General features: G+C 40.6%; 20 protein-coding genes, 2 tRNA genes and 2 pseudogenes. 3 read left to right on the top strand and 21 right to left on the bottom strand.

Translation table 11 applies throughout. From position 1 onward, the window contains the following. The 5 genes and pseudogenes from LMU01S_RS07815 to LMU01S_RS07795 form a co-directional block, all read right to left on the bottom strand. Positions 1–221, bottom strand: a pseudogene (locus LMU01S_RS07815) (hypothetical protein); the annotation flags it as partial. Between the two features lie 72 nt (positions 222–293). Then, positions 294–587 (bottom strand): WXG100 family type VII secretion target, encoded by a 294-nt coding sequence (locus tag LMU01S_RS07810; RefSeq protein WP_056958568.1) that lies wholly within the window; start codon positions 585–587, stop codon positions 294–296. Between the two features lie 335 nt (positions 588–922). Then, complete coding sequence (manA, locus tag LMU01S_RS07805) at positions 923–1,888, bottom strand: mannose-6-phosphate isomerase, class I (protein ID WP_056958593.1); 966 nt, start codon at positions 1,886–1,888, stop codon at positions 923–925. A gap of 73 nt (positions 1,889–1,961) precedes the next feature. Next, positions 1,962–2,963 carry a serine hydrolase domain-containing protein gene (locus tag LMU01S_RS07800; protein ID WP_056958570.1) on the bottom strand — a complete coding sequence of 334 codons (1,002 nt, stop codon included), beginning with the start codon at positions 2,961–2,963 and terminating at the stop codon, positions 1,962–1,964. A 2-nt stretch (positions 2,964–2,965) separates the two neighbouring features. Further along, on the bottom strand, positions 2,966–3,634 hold the full coding sequence (locus LMU01S_RS07795) for a histidine phosphatase family protein (protein WP_056958572.1): 669 nt from the start codon (positions 3,632–3,634) through the stop codon (positions 2,966–2,968). A 138-nt stretch (positions 3,635–3,772) separates the two neighbouring features. On the opposite strand from LMU01S_RS07795, the gene LMU01S_RS07790 reads away from it, so the two are divergent. Further along, positions 3,773–4,102 (top strand): hypothetical protein, encoded by a 330-nt coding sequence (locus LMU01S_RS07790; RefSeq protein WP_056958574.1) that lies wholly within the window; start codon positions 3,773–3,775, stop codon positions 4,100–4,102. 111 nt (positions 4,103–4,213) lie between these two features. On the opposite strand, the pseudogene LMU01S_RS07785 reads toward LMU01S_RS07790, so the two are convergent. The 6 genes and pseudogenes from LMU01S_RS07785 to yjeM all read right to left on the bottom strand — a co-directional run bounded on the left by LMU01S_RS07785 (position 4,214) and on the right by yjeM (position 10,612). After that, positions 4,214–5,429: pseudogene (locus LMU01S_RS07785) on the bottom strand (MFS transporter). Positions 5,430–5,531: 102 nt separating this feature from the next. Beyond that, the gene (locus LMU01S_RS07780; RefSeq protein ID WP_004049247.1) at positions 5,532–5,795 is read right to left on the bottom strand and encodes a hypothetical protein; all 264 of its coding nucleotides are present in this window, start codon (positions 5,793–5,795) and stop codon (positions 5,532–5,534) included. Positions 5,796–5,924: 129 nt separating this feature from the next. Beyond that, complete coding sequence (locus tag LMU01S_RS07775; RefSeq protein WP_056958576.1) at positions 5,925–6,665, bottom strand: amino acid ABC transporter ATP-binding protein; 741 nt, start codon at positions 6,663–6,665, stop codon at positions 5,925–5,927. Next, positions 6,665–8,122, bottom strand: coding sequence for an amino acid ABC transporter substrate-binding protein/permease (locus LMU01S_RS07770; RefSeq protein WP_056958578.1), 1,458 nt, complete (start codon positions 8,120–8,122; stop codon positions 6,665–6,667). Before LMU01S_RS07770 ends, LMU01S_RS07775 begins: the two co-directional genes overlap by 1 nt. 305 nt (positions 8,123–8,427) lie before the next feature. Then, the gene (locus tag LMU01S_RS07765; protein WP_056958580.1) at positions 8,428–9,030 is read right to left on the bottom strand and encodes an NAD-dependent epimerase/dehydratase family protein; all 603 of its coding nucleotides are present in this window, start codon (positions 9,028–9,030) and stop codon (positions 8,428–8,430) included. A gap of 91 nt (positions 9,031–9,121) precedes the next feature. After that, positions 9,122–10,612 carry a glutamate/gamma-aminobutyrate family transporter YjeM gene (gene yjeM / locus LMU01S_RS07760; protein WP_082613042.1) on the bottom strand — a complete coding sequence of 497 codons (1,491 nt, stop codon included), beginning with the start codon at positions 10,610–10,612 and terminating at the stop codon, positions 9,122–9,124. A 208-nt stretch (positions 10,613–10,820) separates the two neighbouring features. Here yjeM and LMU01S_RS07755 point away from each other — a divergent pair. Beyond that, positions 10,821–10,893: transfer RNA gene (locus LMU01S_RS07755), tRNA-Gln, on the top strand. Between the two features lie 153 nt (positions 10,894–11,046). Here LMU01S_RS07755 and LMU01S_RS07750 read toward each other — a convergent pair. From LMU01S_RS07750 to LMU01S_RS07735, 4 genes are all read right to left on the bottom strand, one after another. Beyond that, positions 11,047–11,370 carry a thioredoxin domain-containing protein gene (locus tag LMU01S_RS07750; RefSeq protein ID WP_056958582.1) on the bottom strand — a complete coding sequence of 108 codons (324 nt, stop codon included), beginning with the start codon at positions 11,368–11,370 and terminating at the stop codon, positions 11,047–11,049. A 163-nt stretch (positions 11,371–11,533) separates the two neighbouring features. Continuing rightward, positions 11,534–11,606, bottom strand: a tRNA-Glu gene (locus LMU01S_RS07745). Between the two features lie 221 nt (positions 11,607–11,827). Beyond that, positions 11,828–12,361 (bottom strand): metallophosphoesterase family protein, encoded by a 534-nt coding sequence (locus tag LMU01S_RS07740; RefSeq protein WP_056958584.1) that lies wholly within the window; start codon positions 12,359–12,361, stop codon positions 11,828–11,830. A 1-nt stretch (position 12,362) separates the two neighbouring features. After that, positions 12,363–12,965 carry an XTP/dITP diphosphatase gene (locus LMU01S_RS07735; RefSeq protein WP_004049260.1) on the bottom strand — a complete coding sequence of 201 codons (603 nt, stop codon included), beginning with the start codon at positions 12,963–12,965 and terminating at the stop codon, positions 12,363–12,365. A gap of 134 nt (positions 12,966–13,099) precedes the next feature. Here LMU01S_RS07735 and LMU01S_RS07730 point away from each other — a divergent pair, with 134 nt between their 5' ends. Next, the gene (locus tag LMU01S_RS07730; protein ID WP_056958586.1) at positions 13,100–13,585 is read left to right on the top strand and encodes a YslB family protein; all 486 of its coding nucleotides are present in this window, start codon (positions 13,100–13,102) and stop codon (positions 13,583–13,585) included. A gap of 95 nt (positions 13,586–13,680) precedes the next feature. Here LMU01S_RS07730 and trxA read toward each other — a convergent pair whose 3' ends face one another. The 6 genes from trxA to ruvX form a co-directional block, all read right to left on the bottom strand. Beyond that, on the bottom strand, positions 13,681–13,992 hold the full coding sequence (gene trxA, locus LMU01S_RS07725; RefSeq protein ID WP_004049262.1) for a thioredoxin: 312 nt from the start codon (positions 13,990–13,992) through the stop codon (positions 13,681–13,683). Positions 13,993–14,072: 80 nt separating this feature from the next. Next, positions 14,073–16,433 carry an endonuclease MutS2 gene (locus LMU01S_RS07720; protein WP_056958588.1) on the bottom strand — a complete coding sequence of 787 codons (2,361 nt, stop codon included), beginning with the start codon at positions 16,431–16,433 and terminating at the stop codon, positions 14,073–14,075. Beyond that, positions 16,423–16,941 carry a CvpA family protein gene (locus LMU01S_RS07715; protein ID WP_056958590.1) on the bottom strand — a complete coding sequence of 173 codons (519 nt, stop codon included), beginning with the start codon at positions 16,939–16,941 and terminating at the stop codon, positions 16,423–16,425. Before LMU01S_RS07715 ends, LMU01S_RS07720 begins: the two co-directional genes overlap by 11 nt. 7 nt (positions 16,942–16,948) lie before the next feature. Beyond that, positions 16,949–17,200 carry a cell division protein ZapA gene (gene zapA, locus LMU01S_RS07710; protein ID WP_004049269.1) on the bottom strand — a complete coding sequence of 84 codons (252 nt, stop codon included), beginning with the start codon at positions 17,198–17,200 and terminating at the stop codon, positions 16,949–16,951. A gap of 146 nt (positions 17,201–17,346) precedes the next feature. Continuing rightward, on the bottom strand, positions 17,347–17,637 hold the full coding sequence (locus LMU01S_RS07705; protein ID WP_005920432.1) for a DUF1292 domain-containing protein: 291 nt from the start codon (positions 17,635–17,637) through the stop codon (positions 17,347–17,349). A 19-nt stretch (positions 17,638–17,656) separates the two neighbouring features. Then, positions 17,657–18,097 (bottom strand): Holliday junction resolvase RuvX, encoded by a 441-nt coding sequence (gene ruvX / locus LMU01S_RS07700; RefSeq protein ID WP_056958592.1) that lies wholly within the window; start codon positions 18,095–18,097, stop codon positions 17,657–17,659. Positions 18,098–18,177: the final 80 nt, after the last annotated feature.

Below are 18,177 nucleotides of genomic sequence, written 5' to 3'. Positions count from 1 at the left end.
TAAAAGTCGCCCCCCAAGTTATACTCTTTACCGTTGAATTTTGCTCCGTTATCTTGATTAACTAAGACATAGCGAACTTTATTATTAGCCTGTGCATTTTCATCATGTCGCACGACACTGTGGTTTTTAAGCCCCAACCAGACTAAACTAAACACCAAACATCCCCCTAATAAACTGATCAACGCTAAGCTAAAATGCCGCTTAGTTATGTATTTTTTCATGCGTATCGTTCACCTCTTCTTTTTTCTTACCAAAAAAGGGACCCAACTTATAAAATTGAGGTCCCTTTAAAACTAGTGCAAACCAAAAGCGTTGCGATCTTCGTTATCCCGTTGTTCAACGGTATTAGCGTATGTTTCAAGCTGTTGATCGATCTGCTCTAAAAGCTGTGTCATTTGATTGACATTCCCCTTCAATTGTTCAAATTGTTGGAGATAAGCCTGAAAAGCTTGCCCTCGCCATTCATTTGCCATCGTGTTATTCTCATTTTGTACCCGTTGCATCTGTTGTTGGATCTCTTGTGATGCATGGATGTAAACTTTTGCCGAAGCACGTAATTGCTCAGGAGTTACGGAAATTGCGCCCATATGTGCCCCCACCTTTCTCTTATTTTTAACAAAATTGATATTATCATCATAATATAATGAGAGTCAATGTAATTTTAACTAAAGGTCGGCTATATTTTACCCAAAACATTTAAATTTTTTTACAAATAAAATTAGCTATTTTTTATACGATCTATTGTCACTCAATAGTACACATTGGTATGACCAGATCTACCAGTAGCAATATAATTGCTAAAACCCAAATGATTATATTTTTATTAATAAATTAAATAACGTTTTAATTATCAATTCCCCTTTATTACATTTTCATTACAAAAAAGCCTCATTGCTTTCACAACAAGGCTGCTTGACTCTGATCATGCTTTTTTACCTGGTTCAGAAGCGATCAACATCATCTTCCCAGCCAACGTCCAAGATTTAACGGCATAAGGTAAGATAAAATGCATCCCCTTCTTGAGTTCATAGGTGCGACCCTCTACTTCCAACTGGCCGTTTCCATCTAAGACTGAGACCAGTGTGTATGGTGCTTGCTGGCGTTCAAAGGTCGCACTACCATCGATCTCCCATTTATAAACGGCAAAGAAATCAGTATCGACAAAACAGGTAACTTTTTTATCCCCTGTTACAGTCGTTTGAATATCCAATTTAGGATCAACATGGGGAACGTTGGTCACATCGATCGATTGCTTCAAATGCAACTCCCGCTTTTTACCAGTCGTTTTATCGACCCGATCAAAGTCATACAAGCGATAAGTCGTATCTGAACTTTGTTGCGTCTCAAGGACCATGATCCCTTTACCAATCGCATGGATCGTACCTGCTGGAACATATAGAAAGTCACCGGCTTTGACTGGGATCTTGCGTAACAACTTATCCCACTGTTTATTTTCGATCATCTCAGCTAACTCTTCACGCGTCTTTGCATGATGCCCGTAATACATCTGGGCTCCTTTATCGGCAGCTAATACATACCAACATTCAGTCTTACCCAACTCGCCTTCATGCTCCTTAGCGTAAGCATCATCTGGGTGCACTTGCACAGAAAGATCAGCTTTAGCGTCCAAGATCTTCGTCAATAGCGGGAAAACATCGCCTTTAGCGTTACCAAAAACTTCACGGTGCTTATCCCAGACCTCAGTCAAAGTCAGACCCTTGTATGGTCCATTTTCAACGATCGCCGGTCCATGTTTGTGGGCCGAGATCGCCCAACATTCACCTGTATGATCACTTGGGATCTGATAACCGTATTCAGTATGTAAGCGGTCGCCACCCCAAATTTTTTCTTGAAAATATGGTTCTAAAAATAATGGTTCATTACTCATCTTCATCATCGCCTCGTCTAAAAGTCTATACATTTATTCTATCACACTCAAATGAATTGTAAACCTTTTCCATCTAGTCTTTTTCCGCAAGATACGTAGCGACGATCTTATCACGCCATTCTAAAAATGCTTCATTATCTGCCCTTGGATGCACGCGGTTTGTTAAAACGATCAGGGCATTTTTTCCTTTTTGATCAAGCAGCATAAAAGTTCCGGTAAACCCAGTATGATAAAGACACGGTGTCTTACTGCGATCATAACGCAGATCCCAACCTAGCGAGCGTCCAAGATCATGGGTCGGAGTATGGTCAGCATAGAGCATCGCGACCGTTTCTGGTGCTAATATTCCCGGGATCGTTTGGGGAGCAAGCATCCATTTAGCAAATTTGATCAGATCAGCTAAATTAGAAAATAACCCCGCCGATCCACAATGTTTTCCTAAAATAAAAGCTTTAGGATCATGAACTTCTCCTTGGACCAAGCCTCTAGTCGCCGTTAGCTCAGTTGGCACACACTGCTGTTTTGGAGGAGCAAAGGTCGAATTTTTCATACCCAATGGCCGTAAAACCTCGGTCGTGATCACCGCTTGCACAGGTCGATGGTAAAAAACTTCAATGATCTGTCCCAGTAAGATCAAGCCGATATCGGCATAAACGACCTTTTTCCCCAACCAAGCAGCTGGTTTCAAGGTATACAAAGCCGCCATCAATTCAGTTGGTGGCAGTTGATCACGATTTTTTATGTAACCACTAAGAGCAGATGTGTGGGTCAATAAGTGGCGCAAAGTCACCCTTTGATCGCTGAAGCGCGGTAAATATTTAGCAACTCGATCGTCTAATCGTAACTTTTTAGCCTCCAACAGCTGTAAGATCACCGTCGTCGTCCCAATGACCTTAGTCAACGAAGCCAGATCATATAAAGCCCCATCTTCTAGTGGCTTTAGCGCTGGAACTAGTTGCTTATTGCCAAAGACTTCAGTTTGGACATCATCTTGACAGATCATGGCATAGGAGACCCCAGGCACGATCTTTTGGTCTACCAGCTGGTGTAATAAGGCAACTGTTTTTTCGTTCATGCTCAACTTTCCTCTTGTTTCAATTGATTGATATAGATGATCTTAAATTTACCATCAGCATAGTCTACCCGACTTGCCCGAGAGTTGTCGACTAAAAATAGCGGTACATCACCGTTCAACGACTCTAAGAAATTCGACAAGATCAAACCATGCGTTACGATCAAAATATTACAATCCTTACCTTCATATTCACAGGCGATCGTCTTTAAAGCACGGGTAAAGCGCTGTTCGAGGTGAACCGACGTCTCGATCTCTTCTTCACCATCCATCGTGCGAAAAAGCTCAGTCAACTCAGAGACATGCTCTTCATTGGCAAAAGCCCGCAAGATCTTTCGCAAACCCAAAGTCCGCAAAGCTGTAGGGACCATCGTAAAATTATTAGCTTCTTCAAATCTACCAAAACTCAGTTCACGCAGATCGGGATCACTATAAATTGGCGGATAACCCTGTTTATTTTCCGCAAGAATATAGCGCGCTGTTTCCTTGGTCCGCTGAAGATCACTCGTGTAAACAGCTTCAAAACGGATATTTTTCAATTCTTGGCCTAGTCGCTTTGCCATACGGATCCCTTTTTTGGTCAACGGAGAATTCGTTGTCCCTTGCAAGCGACGCGATCGATTCAAACGTGTCTGTCCGTGGCGGACTAAATAAAAATGTATCACTAGTTTCACCAACTCTCTTTTTCTAAAAACACCTATCTCTATTATAGATTTACCATGCCAACATGCAAAACATTTTACCTAAAACTTCGCACAACCATAATTCAAATGATTGTGCTAAAATGTTGATAGATAATGGGGGTAGTATTTTTGGCAAGTAATTCTGATTCGATTTTCAGCATTTTATCATATTTGAAGCGCCATCCTGAAAAGATCTTTGCCTTAAGATCACGTTACGACAATGTGATCCAGATTTTTTTCAAAGACGTGATCAAAGTTGCTGATGCAAACATTTATTTTCCGGACAATAAATTAATGGTCAATTGTTTGACTGATGACTTTTTAGCTCAAAACGGTGATCTTTTAGACAGTTTTTGGCAACTAGCTGGTCACGACTACATTGATCATCACGAAGTTTGGGCCACAACATCGCATTTGACCCAAAAAAACATGTACTTATTAGAGCTCTCATTTGAATAGTAACTGTACTATAGTGAGACAAGATAACAAGGACCTCAAGCTGATGCAATGTATCAGCTTGAGGTCCTTGTTACGTATACGGCGCTGACCGCATTTATTTACACTTTTTGATCATTTTTCGTTTTCAAGTGGACGGTGGACTTTCCAGATCAAAAGTAAGTTTAACGCCATCAAAGCTGCTGTTACCAAAAAGACCGCTTGATAGTTGAATAATCCCGAGATGAGCGACCCCATCATCGAGCCAAGCATCGCCCCCGCTGCTTGAAATGATTGATTATAACTAAAGATCCGTCCAAAAGCTTCCCGTGGGACACTGACCGTCAAAACAGTTTGAACTGCAGGTAATAGCGCTGCATTAGCGATCCCCAATAAGAAACGCCAAAAACCTAAACTCCATGGTGAAGTCACAAAGTACATCGGCAAAAAAACTACCATAGCAGCAACTAAACCAAAGACTAATACTTTTAAAGGTCCGATCTTATCCATCTTGACACCTAAGCGTGAAGCAACTAACAACGTCCCAAAACCAGGCATTGCCGCCACGACCCCACTGACAAAGGAAACATTTCCCGTACCATGCATCAATGATTTGACTAACAAACTGACGATCGGCGCGATCGACATCAAGGCCGATTGGATAAACAACGTTGTGATAAACATTGCAATGATCAACTGTTTGTTTTCTAATTGTGCAAAGATCTCTTTCATTGGCTTCATCTTTTTAGCTGGGATCGGCGTAAAATGTTCTTTCGTGTTAAATAAGGTCAACAAAAAGACGATCCCCATCATCGCCCCACAAACAAAAAACGTTACCCGATAACCGGCAAAACCAGCTAATAGCCCCCCCAACTAGTGGACCGAGCAAATTTCCCGTCACATTGGCTGTCATCATGTTTGCCATAACAGCACCGGAACGATTATGTGGGGTCTCACCTGCCATAAAAGCAGTCGCATTATTGATATAACCAGAAAAAGCTCCTTGAACGAAGCGCAGTAATACGATCGTCCAAGCATGGTGGACTAAGCCAACGGCAAAGATCGTAAAAGTCATCACCCCAGAGGCCCGTAAACACATGAGTTTGCGCCCTTTTTGATCGGCAAGATTGCCCCATAGTGGTGAAACGATCGCTTGGGCTAGATATGTAACAGCAAAGGCTAGGCCCGCATATAAGTTCAATTCAAATTTTCCATAAGGATGCAATGTTTCAATATAAAGCGCCATAAATGGCATCGTCATCGAAAAATTCAATCCCGTCATAAAACACCCTAGCCAAAGGGTCATAAAAGTTTTACGCCATGAGGCAGGCAGCTCAGGGTCTGCTACCATATTCATCACTCCTGTCATCATAATATTTACACTCTAGCAAAAATAACTTCAAATTACAAACCCAAATAAAAAGGCGAACTACCTGAGCAGTTCACCTTTTAATTACATTTCAAAGTCTTTTTCAGGATCCAGGCCGTAGAGTTCACTGACTGGATCAGTCTTAGCAGTCGGTTTAACTACAAGGATCGCCGTAACTGCTTTGGCCGACTCATATCCAGCTAAAGATACCACATCTTCGATCAGATAAGTCAGACCGTCATTATTATAAATATGCTCACCGATCACCGGCAACTTTTCAAAAGAAGTTTTGTTCATCCGGTAATAATCCCCGTTTTTTTCGTGCATGACTAGAATCGCTTGCGTCACTTCGATCCCCCCTAAAATTTTTTACTTTATCAAAGCTCTTTCATTATAGTATATATCAATATTTTTTTACATAGGTATTTGTCAAAAAATATAAAAAGTTCTGCCAGTCTCCAGACAGAACCCTTTACATTAGATATTGATAACTTTTTCTAAGAACGCTTTAGTCCGTTCATTTTGGGGATCTTCAAAGATCGCTTCGGGACGTCCTTCTTCGACAACATAGCCATCAGCCATGAAGACGACCCGATCAGCAACTTCCTTAGCAAAGCCCATTTCGTGGGTCACAACGACCATCGTCATCCCCTCTTTAGCTAGATTTTTCATAACTTCCAAAACATCGCCGACCATTTCTGGGTCAAGCGCCGAGGTCGGTTCGTCAAACAACATGATATCTGGATTCATCGCTAAAGCACGTGCGATCGCTACCCGTTGTTTTTGTCCACCTGAAAGTGAAGCTGGCATCGCATCGAATTTATCAGCTAAACCGACCGTTTCTAGTAATTTTTTAGCAGTCGTCATCGCTTCATCTTTATTGGCTTTACCCAACTCAACTGGTGCTAGCATGATGTTTTCACTCACACTCAAATTGTTGAATAAGTTAAAATGTTGGAATACCATCCCGATATTTTCACGAGCCTTATCGATATTTGTCTTAGGATCACTGATATCATGTCCATCGATCACGATCGATCCAGAAGTTGGTTCTTCGAGCTTATTCAAGCAACGTAATAAAGTACTTTTCCCTGAACCAGAAGGCCCGATCAAAACGACTACTTCATTATTTGCAACTTTAAAATCAATGCCTTTTAGCACTTGATTTGAGCCGTAGTTTTTCTTTAAATTCGTAACATCTACTTTTAAATCTGTCATTAATTATTGATCCTCCGTTCGATCCACTTTGAAAGAAGTGTTAAAACTGTAATGATGACTAAATAGATCACTGCAACGATCGCCCAGACCCTAAAGCCTTCTAGGTTGCGAGCGATAATGATCTTACCAGTCTGAGTAAGTTCAAGCAACCCGATAACAGATAAGATCGAGGTATCCTTTAAAGTAATGATGAACTGGTTGATAAACGATGGGACCATGATCTTGATCCCTTGAGGTAAGATGACCCGACGCATTGATTTACCAAACGGTAGCCCTAAACTACGTGCTGCTTCCATCTGCCCTTTATCGACCGATTCGATCCCACCTTTAACAAAGGCAGCCGTATAGGCACCTTCATTTAACATCAACGTGATCACACCAGCTAAGAAAGCTGGGACTTTACTACCGATCAAACTTGGGACCCCATTATAAATGAACAGCGCTAACACGATCAATGGTAGCCCCCGGAAGATATAGATGATCGTTGTCGAAAGACCACGGCAGAATTTGTTTGGTACGACACCTAACAAACCGACAAAGATCCCAAAAATCGTGGCACAAAAAATACCCACAACCGTCAACTTCAGCGTCTCAATGATCCCTGAGATAAAGGCATCTTTATTTTCTTTTAAGATACCTAAAACTGTTCGATCTTCAGCAGTTGCTGTTTGTGACTTGACCTTAGTTTCAGAGGTTGCTTTGCCTTCTGTATATTTTTTGATGATCTTGTCATACTCACCGTTAGCTTTCAACTTAGCTAGACCTTCATTGAACATCTTAAGTAGTTCTTGGTTTTGCCCTTTTTTAACAGCAAAACCAGTTTCTGTCGTATTAGCTGGCTTAGTTACAACTTTTAGATCTAAGCCATTTTTGATCGCATAATACATTACAGCACTATCTTCAAAACAGGCGGCCGAGTTACCATTGAGGACATCATTGTACACACCATCTGAATCATCGAACGTTACGATCTCAAAACCGTATTTATCTTTGATCGAATTAGCATAATCAGCCCCAGCTGTCCCAGTCTTAACAGCAACTTTTTTACCCTTTAACTCAGATAAACTTTTGATCCCACTACCATCTTTGACTGCCATTACGATCCCGGCAGAATAATATGGATCTGAAAAATCAAACTTTTGCTTTCTTTCTTCTGTGATCGACATCCCAGCGATCATCCCATCGGCTTGGCCAGCACTCACGGATTGAACAGCAGCGTTGAAGCCAACGGGGCGGATCTTTACTTTAAAGCCCTCTTCTTTAGCAATTGCACGTAAAAGATCTAAATCGATCCCCACATACTTATTCTCTGTGTTGGCATACACAAACGGTGGGAAAGTCACATCCGTGTCGATCGTATATGTCTTTTCTGATGCAGCTTGGATCTGTGGTTGGGAGAAAACACCCAACATAAACAATCCAAGCACTGCACTTAACATTGCAATAAACTTCTTCATGGGAACTCCCCTTTACTAGAATTTAATATAAAATTATTATAGCACAACTTTTGTCAGAAGATAGTACATGAAAGCTCAAATCATAATATAAAACTTAGATTTTGTATCATAACACTATTAAAAAAGCCTATAAAAACAGGCTTTTATCTTAATCCCAAAAAATAAAATTAATTTTCGATTAACTTTTATGACATGTAATTAATCAAAAAGAGCCAACACTTGCTAAAAACCCTAATATAACAACATTTATAATTAAATCAGCACTATCGGAATCACAACCTGCGAATGTTATAAAATATAACATATCATTTACGCAATCTTTCAAATTCACTTGTTTTCCCCTGTAAAATTTTTTCGATCGCTTGGGCTAGTATTTTTCGCTTGACCGGTCGATACTTCTTCAACCCCGGCAAAAAGGTAATTACGTGTAAGATCTTTCCTAAATAATAAGTTCTCTTTTTAGTACGATCATAGATCAAGCCGGGATACACCACATAGGCACGTTTCCCTAAAACTTGGTGTGCATATTTTTCAACAGTCCGTTTAGCTCTTAAATAAGCCGGAAACCCCACATTAGCGGAGATGAACAAAAATTTAGTTTCGCTTGTTTTGATAGTCGCAATGATCTTTTTAGCAGGTTTAATGCTAGCATTTTGATAATCCAACTGCTTTTTACGATCAGGCCATAAGATCCCCACACAATCAATGACCCAATCCGCCTCTTTGAGCAAGGTTTGCCAAACATTTGGGTGCTCTAGATCTACTCGTTGATAAGTAACACCAGCTACACTGCCTGGGCGTTTGCCACCACGCGATAAACTATATAATTCAAGTGTCTTATCCTTAACTAGGACCTGCAAGATACCTTGTCCAACAAAACCAGTCCCACCAACAATGACAACTTTCATCAGATCACCTACAGAACTTGATTTTTTCTGATTATAGCACTAAAAAAGTACGAATACGTAAACTTTTGCCTACATATTCGTACTTTGACGACTATTTATCGAGTTTTCCCTTAACTACTGCTTGATGATAAAAGAGCCAAGCGATCACCCCAAAAAAGACTGGTCCAATGATCGTCCAAAAGGCAGTATCATACTCGTGTCGTAAAATAGGTTCAACACAAGTAAAGATTATCCCACCTGCAAGGACTAGTAACACCACGGCTGTTACGATCCATGTCCATTTACGGCTCTTGAAAAATTCAAAGGGCCGCTCGATATCAGTTCTTTGTTTAAAGAACGGAAACGCTCCAACTAAAAAGAGATACGGACAACTCGTTGAGACATTAGCCATATCCGTCAAGATCGTATAGAACTTTTGGGCAGCTGAGCCCCCAAAAGCCACTAAGAAGATGAAGATACAAACGATCGTTGCTTGAAGCCACATTGAAAAGGCTGGCATTCCTGCTTTGTTTAAGCTTGTCATTTTTTTAGGCCAAAGCTTAGGATCAGAACCTAAAATAAATGATTTGATCGGTGAATAGACTAAGATAAAAAAGGCCCCAACATAACCGATAAACATCCCCAAGCCAGCAAAGCGCGTCATCAAGACTCCAAGAAATTGGCTCGTTTGTGCTGATAAGCCCAGCGTTTGACCTAAAACGACGCCTAGATTATTCATCAAAACATATGTAATATTTCCCAGGTTAGCTTCATTATTTCCAATGACCTCTTGCCAATTAGTACTGATCCCCCACATAAAGATCATCAACGAATAACTAAGCGCGATCACTAAAGTTGAGATCAAAACCGCCCGTGGAAAAGTTTTTTCTGGCTTTTCAATATCATCCATGACGCCACCAAGCGATTCCATACCAGCGTATGCAAAGATCGCATAGACTACAAAGGATAACAAAGCGACCAGCGTACTAAAATCTGGATTAGGTGAAGTCGTAAAGCTGCTCCAGCTTGTGATCGGTTGTTTTAAAGCACCATGATCAGCGATCCAGATCACAACACTAGCCACACAAAAGATCACATTCAAAACGATCGTGAAGAATCCCCCGATCGAACCGACCTTAGCAACAAAATCCATCCCACGAGTACTAAAAAATGTGACTCCCAAGATCCAAATGATCGCTAATAACCCGATCGTCTGCGTTGCACCTAGACCCAAAAAATTCCAACTCTGAGTGGTGTCTTTGCCAAAAAGCAAAGCCGATAACGGGATCCAGACTTTATTTGACGTTGAGACTAACCAAATGACCCACGAAGCTAACCAAATAAACGTCCCGATAAAAGCGATCTTTTCTCCGACTGAACCTGCTAGCCAAGAATAGATCCCTCCCTTTGCTTCTTTGAAAGCAGCACCATACTCGGCTAACATCAAAGCACTGGGAAGAAAGAAAAAGAGCGCCGCTAAGATATACCACATGATACTACCATATCCCATCTGTTCATAAGCGACGGTCGAATTCGCAAATCCAAAGATCGTTGAAAAGATCATCATTACCAAACCAAAAAGTTTGATTTTCTTTTTATTCACATTAAACCCTTCCTCTTATACATAATTATTAATATTTATTCATTATACACTTTTTGTTAACAACATAAAAGTGTATATCAAAATATTTTTAACGATTATCTATACAAAAAGAGTTATGATCTGATATATTAGTGCAACAAAATAATTCTATTTATAAGTATTGACAAAGCTACGCGACAGGCATAAACTGTAATAGTTGAGTTTTTATTGGGCATTCGCCAAATCGGTAAGGCAGTGGACTCTGAATCCATAATTTACAGGTTCGAACCCTGTATGCCCAACTACTAAAAAAGATCACTCAAATTTTTGCTAAATTTGAGTGATCTTTTTATATACTCTTAACTATCATATACACAGCTAAGCTTTCTTTAACTAGCCTTTTCTCCAATAAAAAAGCTTGGGCGTTCCTGCACCCAAGCTCTCCGTCTTATATCCTACCCACGTTTTGCCGTATGCTTGTTACGGTCTTTTTCCTTAACATAACGGTGGGCATGCTTTTTCAAGTACTGTAATAATTTAGCCTCGTTGGCAAATTCACGTGGATGTTGTTGGCCGTGCAACCGTAAAGTGATCTTATTGATCTTGTCACGTCCTGTCCAGGTATAACTATGTTCAACGATAAAACGATTCAAAAACTTACCGTCTTTTTTGCCAAACTTCAGTACATATACTCTCTCAGGCACCATCAACGGATTAACGTGCTCTTTTTCATACTCGACACCGTGTGCACGTAGAAAATTTTTCGTTTTTCTAAGCATGTTTCTCCTCCTAACTTGATAGTAATCCTTTTTACTTACTCCACCTATTATAGCACCTTTGAACTTATTTTTTGATAATAATTTATTAACATTAACAAATTTAAAAGAATTATTCACTAACTTTATAAAAAAAGCCGCTGGTAAAACCAACAGCTTTGACTTATCACCCGTACGGGGATCGAACCCGTAACTCCGCCTTGAGAGGGCGACGTCTTAACCAATTTGACCAACGGGCAATGACTACTCTTATTAGTATACTCTCTTTTTAAATAACGTCAACTATTTATTCAAATTTTTTAACGCAAAAAAGCAATAACTTAAAAAGAGTAGTCCCGTCCAAATAACACAGAGGACAAAAACCAGATCTAACCATGCAAAAGCTAGGTAAAATCTAGTAGCAAACACTAATAAGGTGATAACACACCAAATAACTAGCTTACGTTTAAGATATGCATTCTCATTTGCCATTAAATGTCACTTGCAATTCTGGGATCGCATTTAACTCACGGTCATAGTATTGGACCTCGATCTGCTTACCATTTTCGTCAGCAAAAGTCTCAACTATCGCAAATGTTCCACCGATCGCAGTGTATTTTCCACGTGGATAGCTGATACTTCCCGGATTCAAAAGTAGTTTACCATTAATTACTTCGACCCCTAATTGATGAGTATGCCCAAAGAAAGCCATATTGGCACCCAATTCATCCATTTTAGCTTGTAGACCACCCAAGCCAAAGCCTACACCAAGTAAATGCCCGTGAACTAACAAGATCTTGTCTTGACCACGATCAAAAAATTGTTCGTCTTGTAGATCCAGATCATAATCACAATTACCACGAACGACTTTAAAATATTTGAAAACTTCATCTGTTACTGGCAACTCTGAATCACCACAATGTAACATCAGATCAACTTTACCTGCGTAAGCTGTGACCAATTTTTGCAAGATCGCCTTATCACCATGACTATCACTAACAACTAAATATTTCATTTTATCGTACCTCATTTAGCCATGCATCAAAACGTTCCATCAAAGCATTGACTGCTCGCCCACGATGACTGACACTATTTTTTTCTTCCATTGACAATTGGGCAAATGAGCGCTCAAATGGCGGATAATAGAACAGTGGGTCATAACCAAAACCACCTTGTCCGCGTTGTTTCTCTAAGATCACACCGTTGACTTCACCTTCAACTGCCAACTGTGCGCCAGCTGGACTAGCAACGACGATCGCACAATGAAAATGAGCTGTCCGTTTATCAGAAGCAACACCGGCTAATTCAGCCAACAATTTTTGTTTATTGGCTTCATCATCGTGATCGCCAGCATAACGTGCCGAATAGATCCCTGGGGCCCCATCTAAATAGTCGACCATCAGCCCTGAGTCATCTGCTAAAGCGATCACTTGGTATTTTTCAGCTAAGGCTAGCGCTTTGATAGCTGCATTTTGCGCAAACGTTTTACCATCTTCGACGATCTCGATCGGATCATTTAGATCATTTAACGTCACAACTTCAAAGCCCTTTGGTTCAAATAGTTTCCGATACTCTTTAGCCTTACCTTCATTTTTAGTTGCAATTAAAATCTTATCCATGAACATCACCTCACTACAATTATGCACTAAAGCACACCTTGATTTCAAACTAACCACTATCCACCGAGTTTAAAAATCATTAGTAACACGGTATAATTAGAGTAATAACTATTATTAAGGATGTGTCTTTTTTAATGCAAGATAATTTTTATGAACTGGCAAGTTCGCAAGATCAACTCGGTGCGACTTTGATCCGCGATGCCTTGATCCCCGATATCTTGGGTAAGGATAACAATATACTTTATTGGGCTGGCAGACGTTTAGCCCGTCTCTTTCCTTTAGCTAAAGATGAAGAGTTACCGATCTTCTTTGAACAGGCAAATTGGGGAAAGTTAGAGCGGGTCAAAGCCAAAAAGGAACAACAATACTTTGAATTGACTGGTCAGATCGTTGAGACGCGACAAAAATTGAATTCAGCTTGTGAATTTTTGATCGAAGCGGGCTTTTTGGCAGAAACGATCCAAAATCAACTCGGTTTCGTCACAGAAGCGATCATTGATAAAAAGACACATGGTACTGTAACGATCTTAGTCCAAGTCGACACTAAAGATCCCCTTGATCTCGACTTTATCGAAGAACAACAGCCTCTTAACATCTTGACTGGATCAGAAGAAAATTAAACATAGATCTATTTATCTTTTACAGTTATCCATCTAAATAAATAACGCGGGCGCTACCACGATACAAAACATCATGGTAGCGCCCGCGTTATTTATTAAAGATATTGTTCTAATTTTGCTTTGAGTGCGCCTTTATCATGGTAGCCGATCAAAGTATCAACTACTTGACCATCTTTTTGGATCAATAAAGTTGGGATACTCATTACACCATATTTAGCTGCTGTAGCTTGGTTCTTATCAACATCAACTTTACCGATCTTCACTTGGCCTGCCATCTCTTCGGCAAGCTTTTCAACTACAGGCGCTTGCATCCGACAAGGGCCACACCATGTTGCCCAAAAATCAGTTAAAGTCACACCACTTGCAGTTTCTTGTGCAAAGTCTTCATCTGTCCATTCTTTTACCATTACGCTGTTCCCTCACTCTTCATTTTATATTTATTCAGTAAGAATATATCATATCTAAACCAAAAAGCAACTTATTTGTTTTAACGGAAATAAACGACCGTAGCTCCATTGCCACCATTATTCGGAGCTGCAAAATTAAAGCTTTTAACAGCACGATTAGATTGCAGATACTGTGTGATCCCTTGGCGCAAGGCTCCGGTCCCTTTACCATGCACGATCGTTACTGACGGATATCCCGCTAAGATCGCGGCATCAATATAGCGATCCACCTCAGTCATTGCTTCTTCATAGCGCTTGCCTCGCAGGTCAAGTTGAGGTGAAACATGGCTCGTTTTGGCTGAGCGCAAGACGGTCCCAGCACGTTTGACTTTCTTTGGTTCAACATTGATCTTTTCGAGATCAGCTTCATCGATCTTCATCTTCAAGATCCCTAACTGAACTTCCCAAACATGTTCACCGACTTTTTGCACCAAGACCCCGCGTTGGCCATACGAGGTCACCATCACATCATCGTTTGGCTTGAAAGCTTGTTTGCGTTTAGCACGTTTCAAGACTTTATTTTTCTTCAAAGCCCGTTTTTGCTCAAGCGCATTTAAATTGGCCTTGGCATCGATCAGTTCATTTTCCTTGATCTGGGTAGCTGCATTTTGTTTTAATGCTCGTAATTCACTGATGATCTCATCAGCTTTTCGTTTAGCTTGTTCGACGATCTCGTTAGCCTTTTGCTTGGCTTGATCTTGCATTTGCTCACGCTCATTGACAAAACGTTCATAGGCCGTTGCCAAATCGTGGTGCAATTTTTGGGCTTCATCAAGGTTTGCTTGCAAACTGATCGCCTCTTCTTCTGCTTGACGCCGTTTTGCAACCAGATCAGCGATCATATTATTTAGATCTTGGCTGTCTTTAGCGACTAAATTCCGAGCGGCTGTGACGATCGTTTGGGATAGCCCTAAGCGCTCGGAAATATTGAACGCATTACTTTGCCCTGGGATCCCGATAAGCAACCGATATGTCGGCCGTAATGTTTCTTCATTGAATTCCATCGAAGCATTGATCGTTTGGGTCCGTTCAAAGCCATATGTTTTAAGCTCAGGATAGTGTGTCGTTGCCAAAACATAAGCTCCACTAGCCCCGATAGCGTCTAAGATCGCGATCGCAAGCGCAGCCCCTTCTTGTGGATCAGTCCCAGCTCCCAACTCGTCGAATAAAACAAGGGAGTCTTGATCGACCCGTTCTAAAATATTGACGATATTTGTCATATGCGAAGAAAACGTACTTAGACTTTGCTCGATCGATTGTTCATCTCCAATATCAGCAAAAATATCCTTAAAGACCCCGATCCGACTATTTTCAAAAGCTGGGATAAATAACCCTGATTGTCCCATCATTTGAACTAATCCCAAAGTCTTTAACGTGATCGTCTTACCACCTGTATTAGGTCCGGTGATCACCATTGCTTGATAATCTTTTCCTAAGATAATATCATTTTTGACCGCTTTATCCATCTCTAACAGCGGATGCCAAACTTGACGCAAGTAAATGTCTTTTTGTTCTGACAATAAAGGTTGTGTTGCTTTGAGCTCTTTAGCGTATTTTGCTTTAGCATTGATAAAGTCAAATTCACCTAAGATCTTAGCATCGTGTGCCAACTCAGCCGTATACGGCATCGTTTCTTCCGATAATTCGCGTAAGATCCGCAAGATCTCTTCTTTTTCAGCAACTTGCTCTTGCTTGAGGCGATTATTTAGCTCTACGATCTCACGGGGTTCGATAAAGTAGGTCTGCCCCGAAGAACTTTGGTCATGAACGATCCCACCAAATTTTCCCTTATGCTCGGCTCGCACAGGGATAACATAGCGATCATTTCTGATCGTCACATTCGCCCCGCTCAGATATTTGGCATTATTACCACGAGTCAATGCCACTAAACGGTTCCTGATCGTGGCTTCAGTTGTTGAGATCTGACGGCGCAATGAGCGCAAAAGACTGGATGCATCATCGGTCACATAGCCATCAGCTTCCAATGATACTTGCAGTCGCTTAGCTAATTGTGGTAGCGTCTCAAGTTGTTCTTCGAGTTCATACAGATAATTCAATTCAACTTTTTCATCTGCTAGAGCCGTAAAAAAGCGATGCACTTCATTAGCTGAGCGCAACACCTGACTGATCTCAGCTAATTCCTTGCCATTTAGCGTTGCTCCGATCTCCAAACGTTTAAGATGATCGGTGATCAACGTTAACTGTGGGATTGGTACCCCACCTTTTAGGCGCAAAATATCTGCGCCATCTTTTGTTTGTAAGAGCTTCACCTGAATCTCATCAAGGTCAGTACTAGGGCTTAAGCGCTTGACTTGACGCTTACCCATTTCAGTTGTCGCATGTTGGAACAACTTATGTTTGATCTTGTCATATTCGAGGATCGCTAAACTTTTACGATTCATTTCCATCCCCCTGTGGTTCAAGTAACCAGTTATCTAATACTTGTTGTGAGATGACTGGTGTCTTTTTTAACATAAATTGTGCTACGCTAGATTCGGCGATAAATGGTTTTGGTTGCACACCAGGCCAAGTATCCACTAGTAGCAACAAAAAGAAGATCACACCATACATCATTGCTACCGAAAAAAGACCACCTAATAGACGGTCAGCTTGGGAAATGATCGGTATCTTCTTGGCTGTTTGGCGGACTGCATTTGTAATGAACCGTAGTCCTAAACCACCAATGATCGCGATGACCCAAAAAGCCAGCATCTGGTAGAAGATCCGATTCACTTCTGTCGTTGCCAATATACTACTTAACTTTTGTCCCAAACTAGGTGCAAAGTAAAGTCCCAGGCCTGCGACTACTACAAAGCCAACTAGCTTGATAAAGATCGCCGCTAGCCCCTTATGCGTTCCATGACGAAAAGCTGCTATTAGTACGATCAAAATACCTATTGTTAAAATCATTTTTTCTCTATTCTTTTGGTTTTGTTTGCTTTAATTTCAGCAATTCTTCTTGTTTATATAACTGATCTGAAACTGCATTGATCGCTAATAGGATCGCTGCTTTTTCATTATTTAATGATGGCATCAATTCTTTGATCTCCGCCAATTGTTCTTCTACGATCTTGACAACAGCTGCCATATGATCTGGTTCTGCTTTACCGATGATCGTATAAACTTCATTTGCAATCTTAACTTTAAAACGTCGCTTATTTTCAGGCATTCTCAAAAAAGCCCCCTAATCAAAAATTAACATACTCTATTTTAGCATAATATCTAAGTGTGGAAAAATATGGATCACACAGCCCTCCACTTACAAAAAAAGCCCTCAATATCCAAAAGATACTCAGGGCCTGTAAGTGAAAAGAATTATTGGAGATTTTCGTCATTCAAGAAAGTATCTAAGACACCTTCGACCATATCCCATTCTTCATCACTTTCGATATCGTAAAGTTCAGCATCCTTAGCTTGACCATCTTCGTCAGGGTTAAAGGAGAAGGCTAAAACATCAACTTGTTCTTCAGGTTCTGAACCGGCTGGAATCAACAAGATATAGGCCTTGCCGTAATCTTCTGATTCAAATGTGAATAAAATTTCGTATAAAGTTTCGTTGCCATCTGCGTCAACTAGTGTGATCATCTTTTCTTCTTGTTCACTCATTATCAATACCTGCTCTTTCTTATAATTCTGAGAGTAACTTGCCTTTGCTATCAAGATAGTTTTGCAAGATCAAGCCCGCAGCTAGTTTATCGATCACTTGCTTGCGCTTCTTGCGTGAAGTATCAGCTTGTTCAACTAGCATACGTTCTGCTTCGACAGTTGTCAATCGTTCATCACAAAAATCAACGGGCAAAGCAAATCTTTCTTCTAAAAGTTTACCATAATTTTTAGAAGCTTCTGCTCGAGGTCCTAAAGTATTATTCATATTTTTAGGTAATCCGAGAACAAAACCTTTAATATCATATTTTAAGACCAATTCAGCGATCCGTTCGATCCCAAACTGTTCTTCATCTTCATTGATCCTAACGATCTCAACACCTTGAGCTGTCCAGCCCAATTCGTCACTAACTGCTACTCCGACGGTTCTTGAACCTACGTCTAGCCCCATCAATCGCGCCATTAATTTTCTTCCTGCTATATAAAATATGAACAAACGTAATCAAATATATCAAATGATCACATTTGAGAAAGCAATATAGC

Source organism: Ligilactobacillus murinus DSM 20452 = NBRC 14221 (genome assembly GCF_001591685.1).
GTDB lineage: Bacteria > Bacillota > Bacilli > Lactobacillales > Lactobacillaceae > Ligilactobacillus > Ligilactobacillus murinus.
Note: the sequence above shows the minus strand (reverse complement) of the source record. Positions and strands in the feature narration are given on the sequence as shown.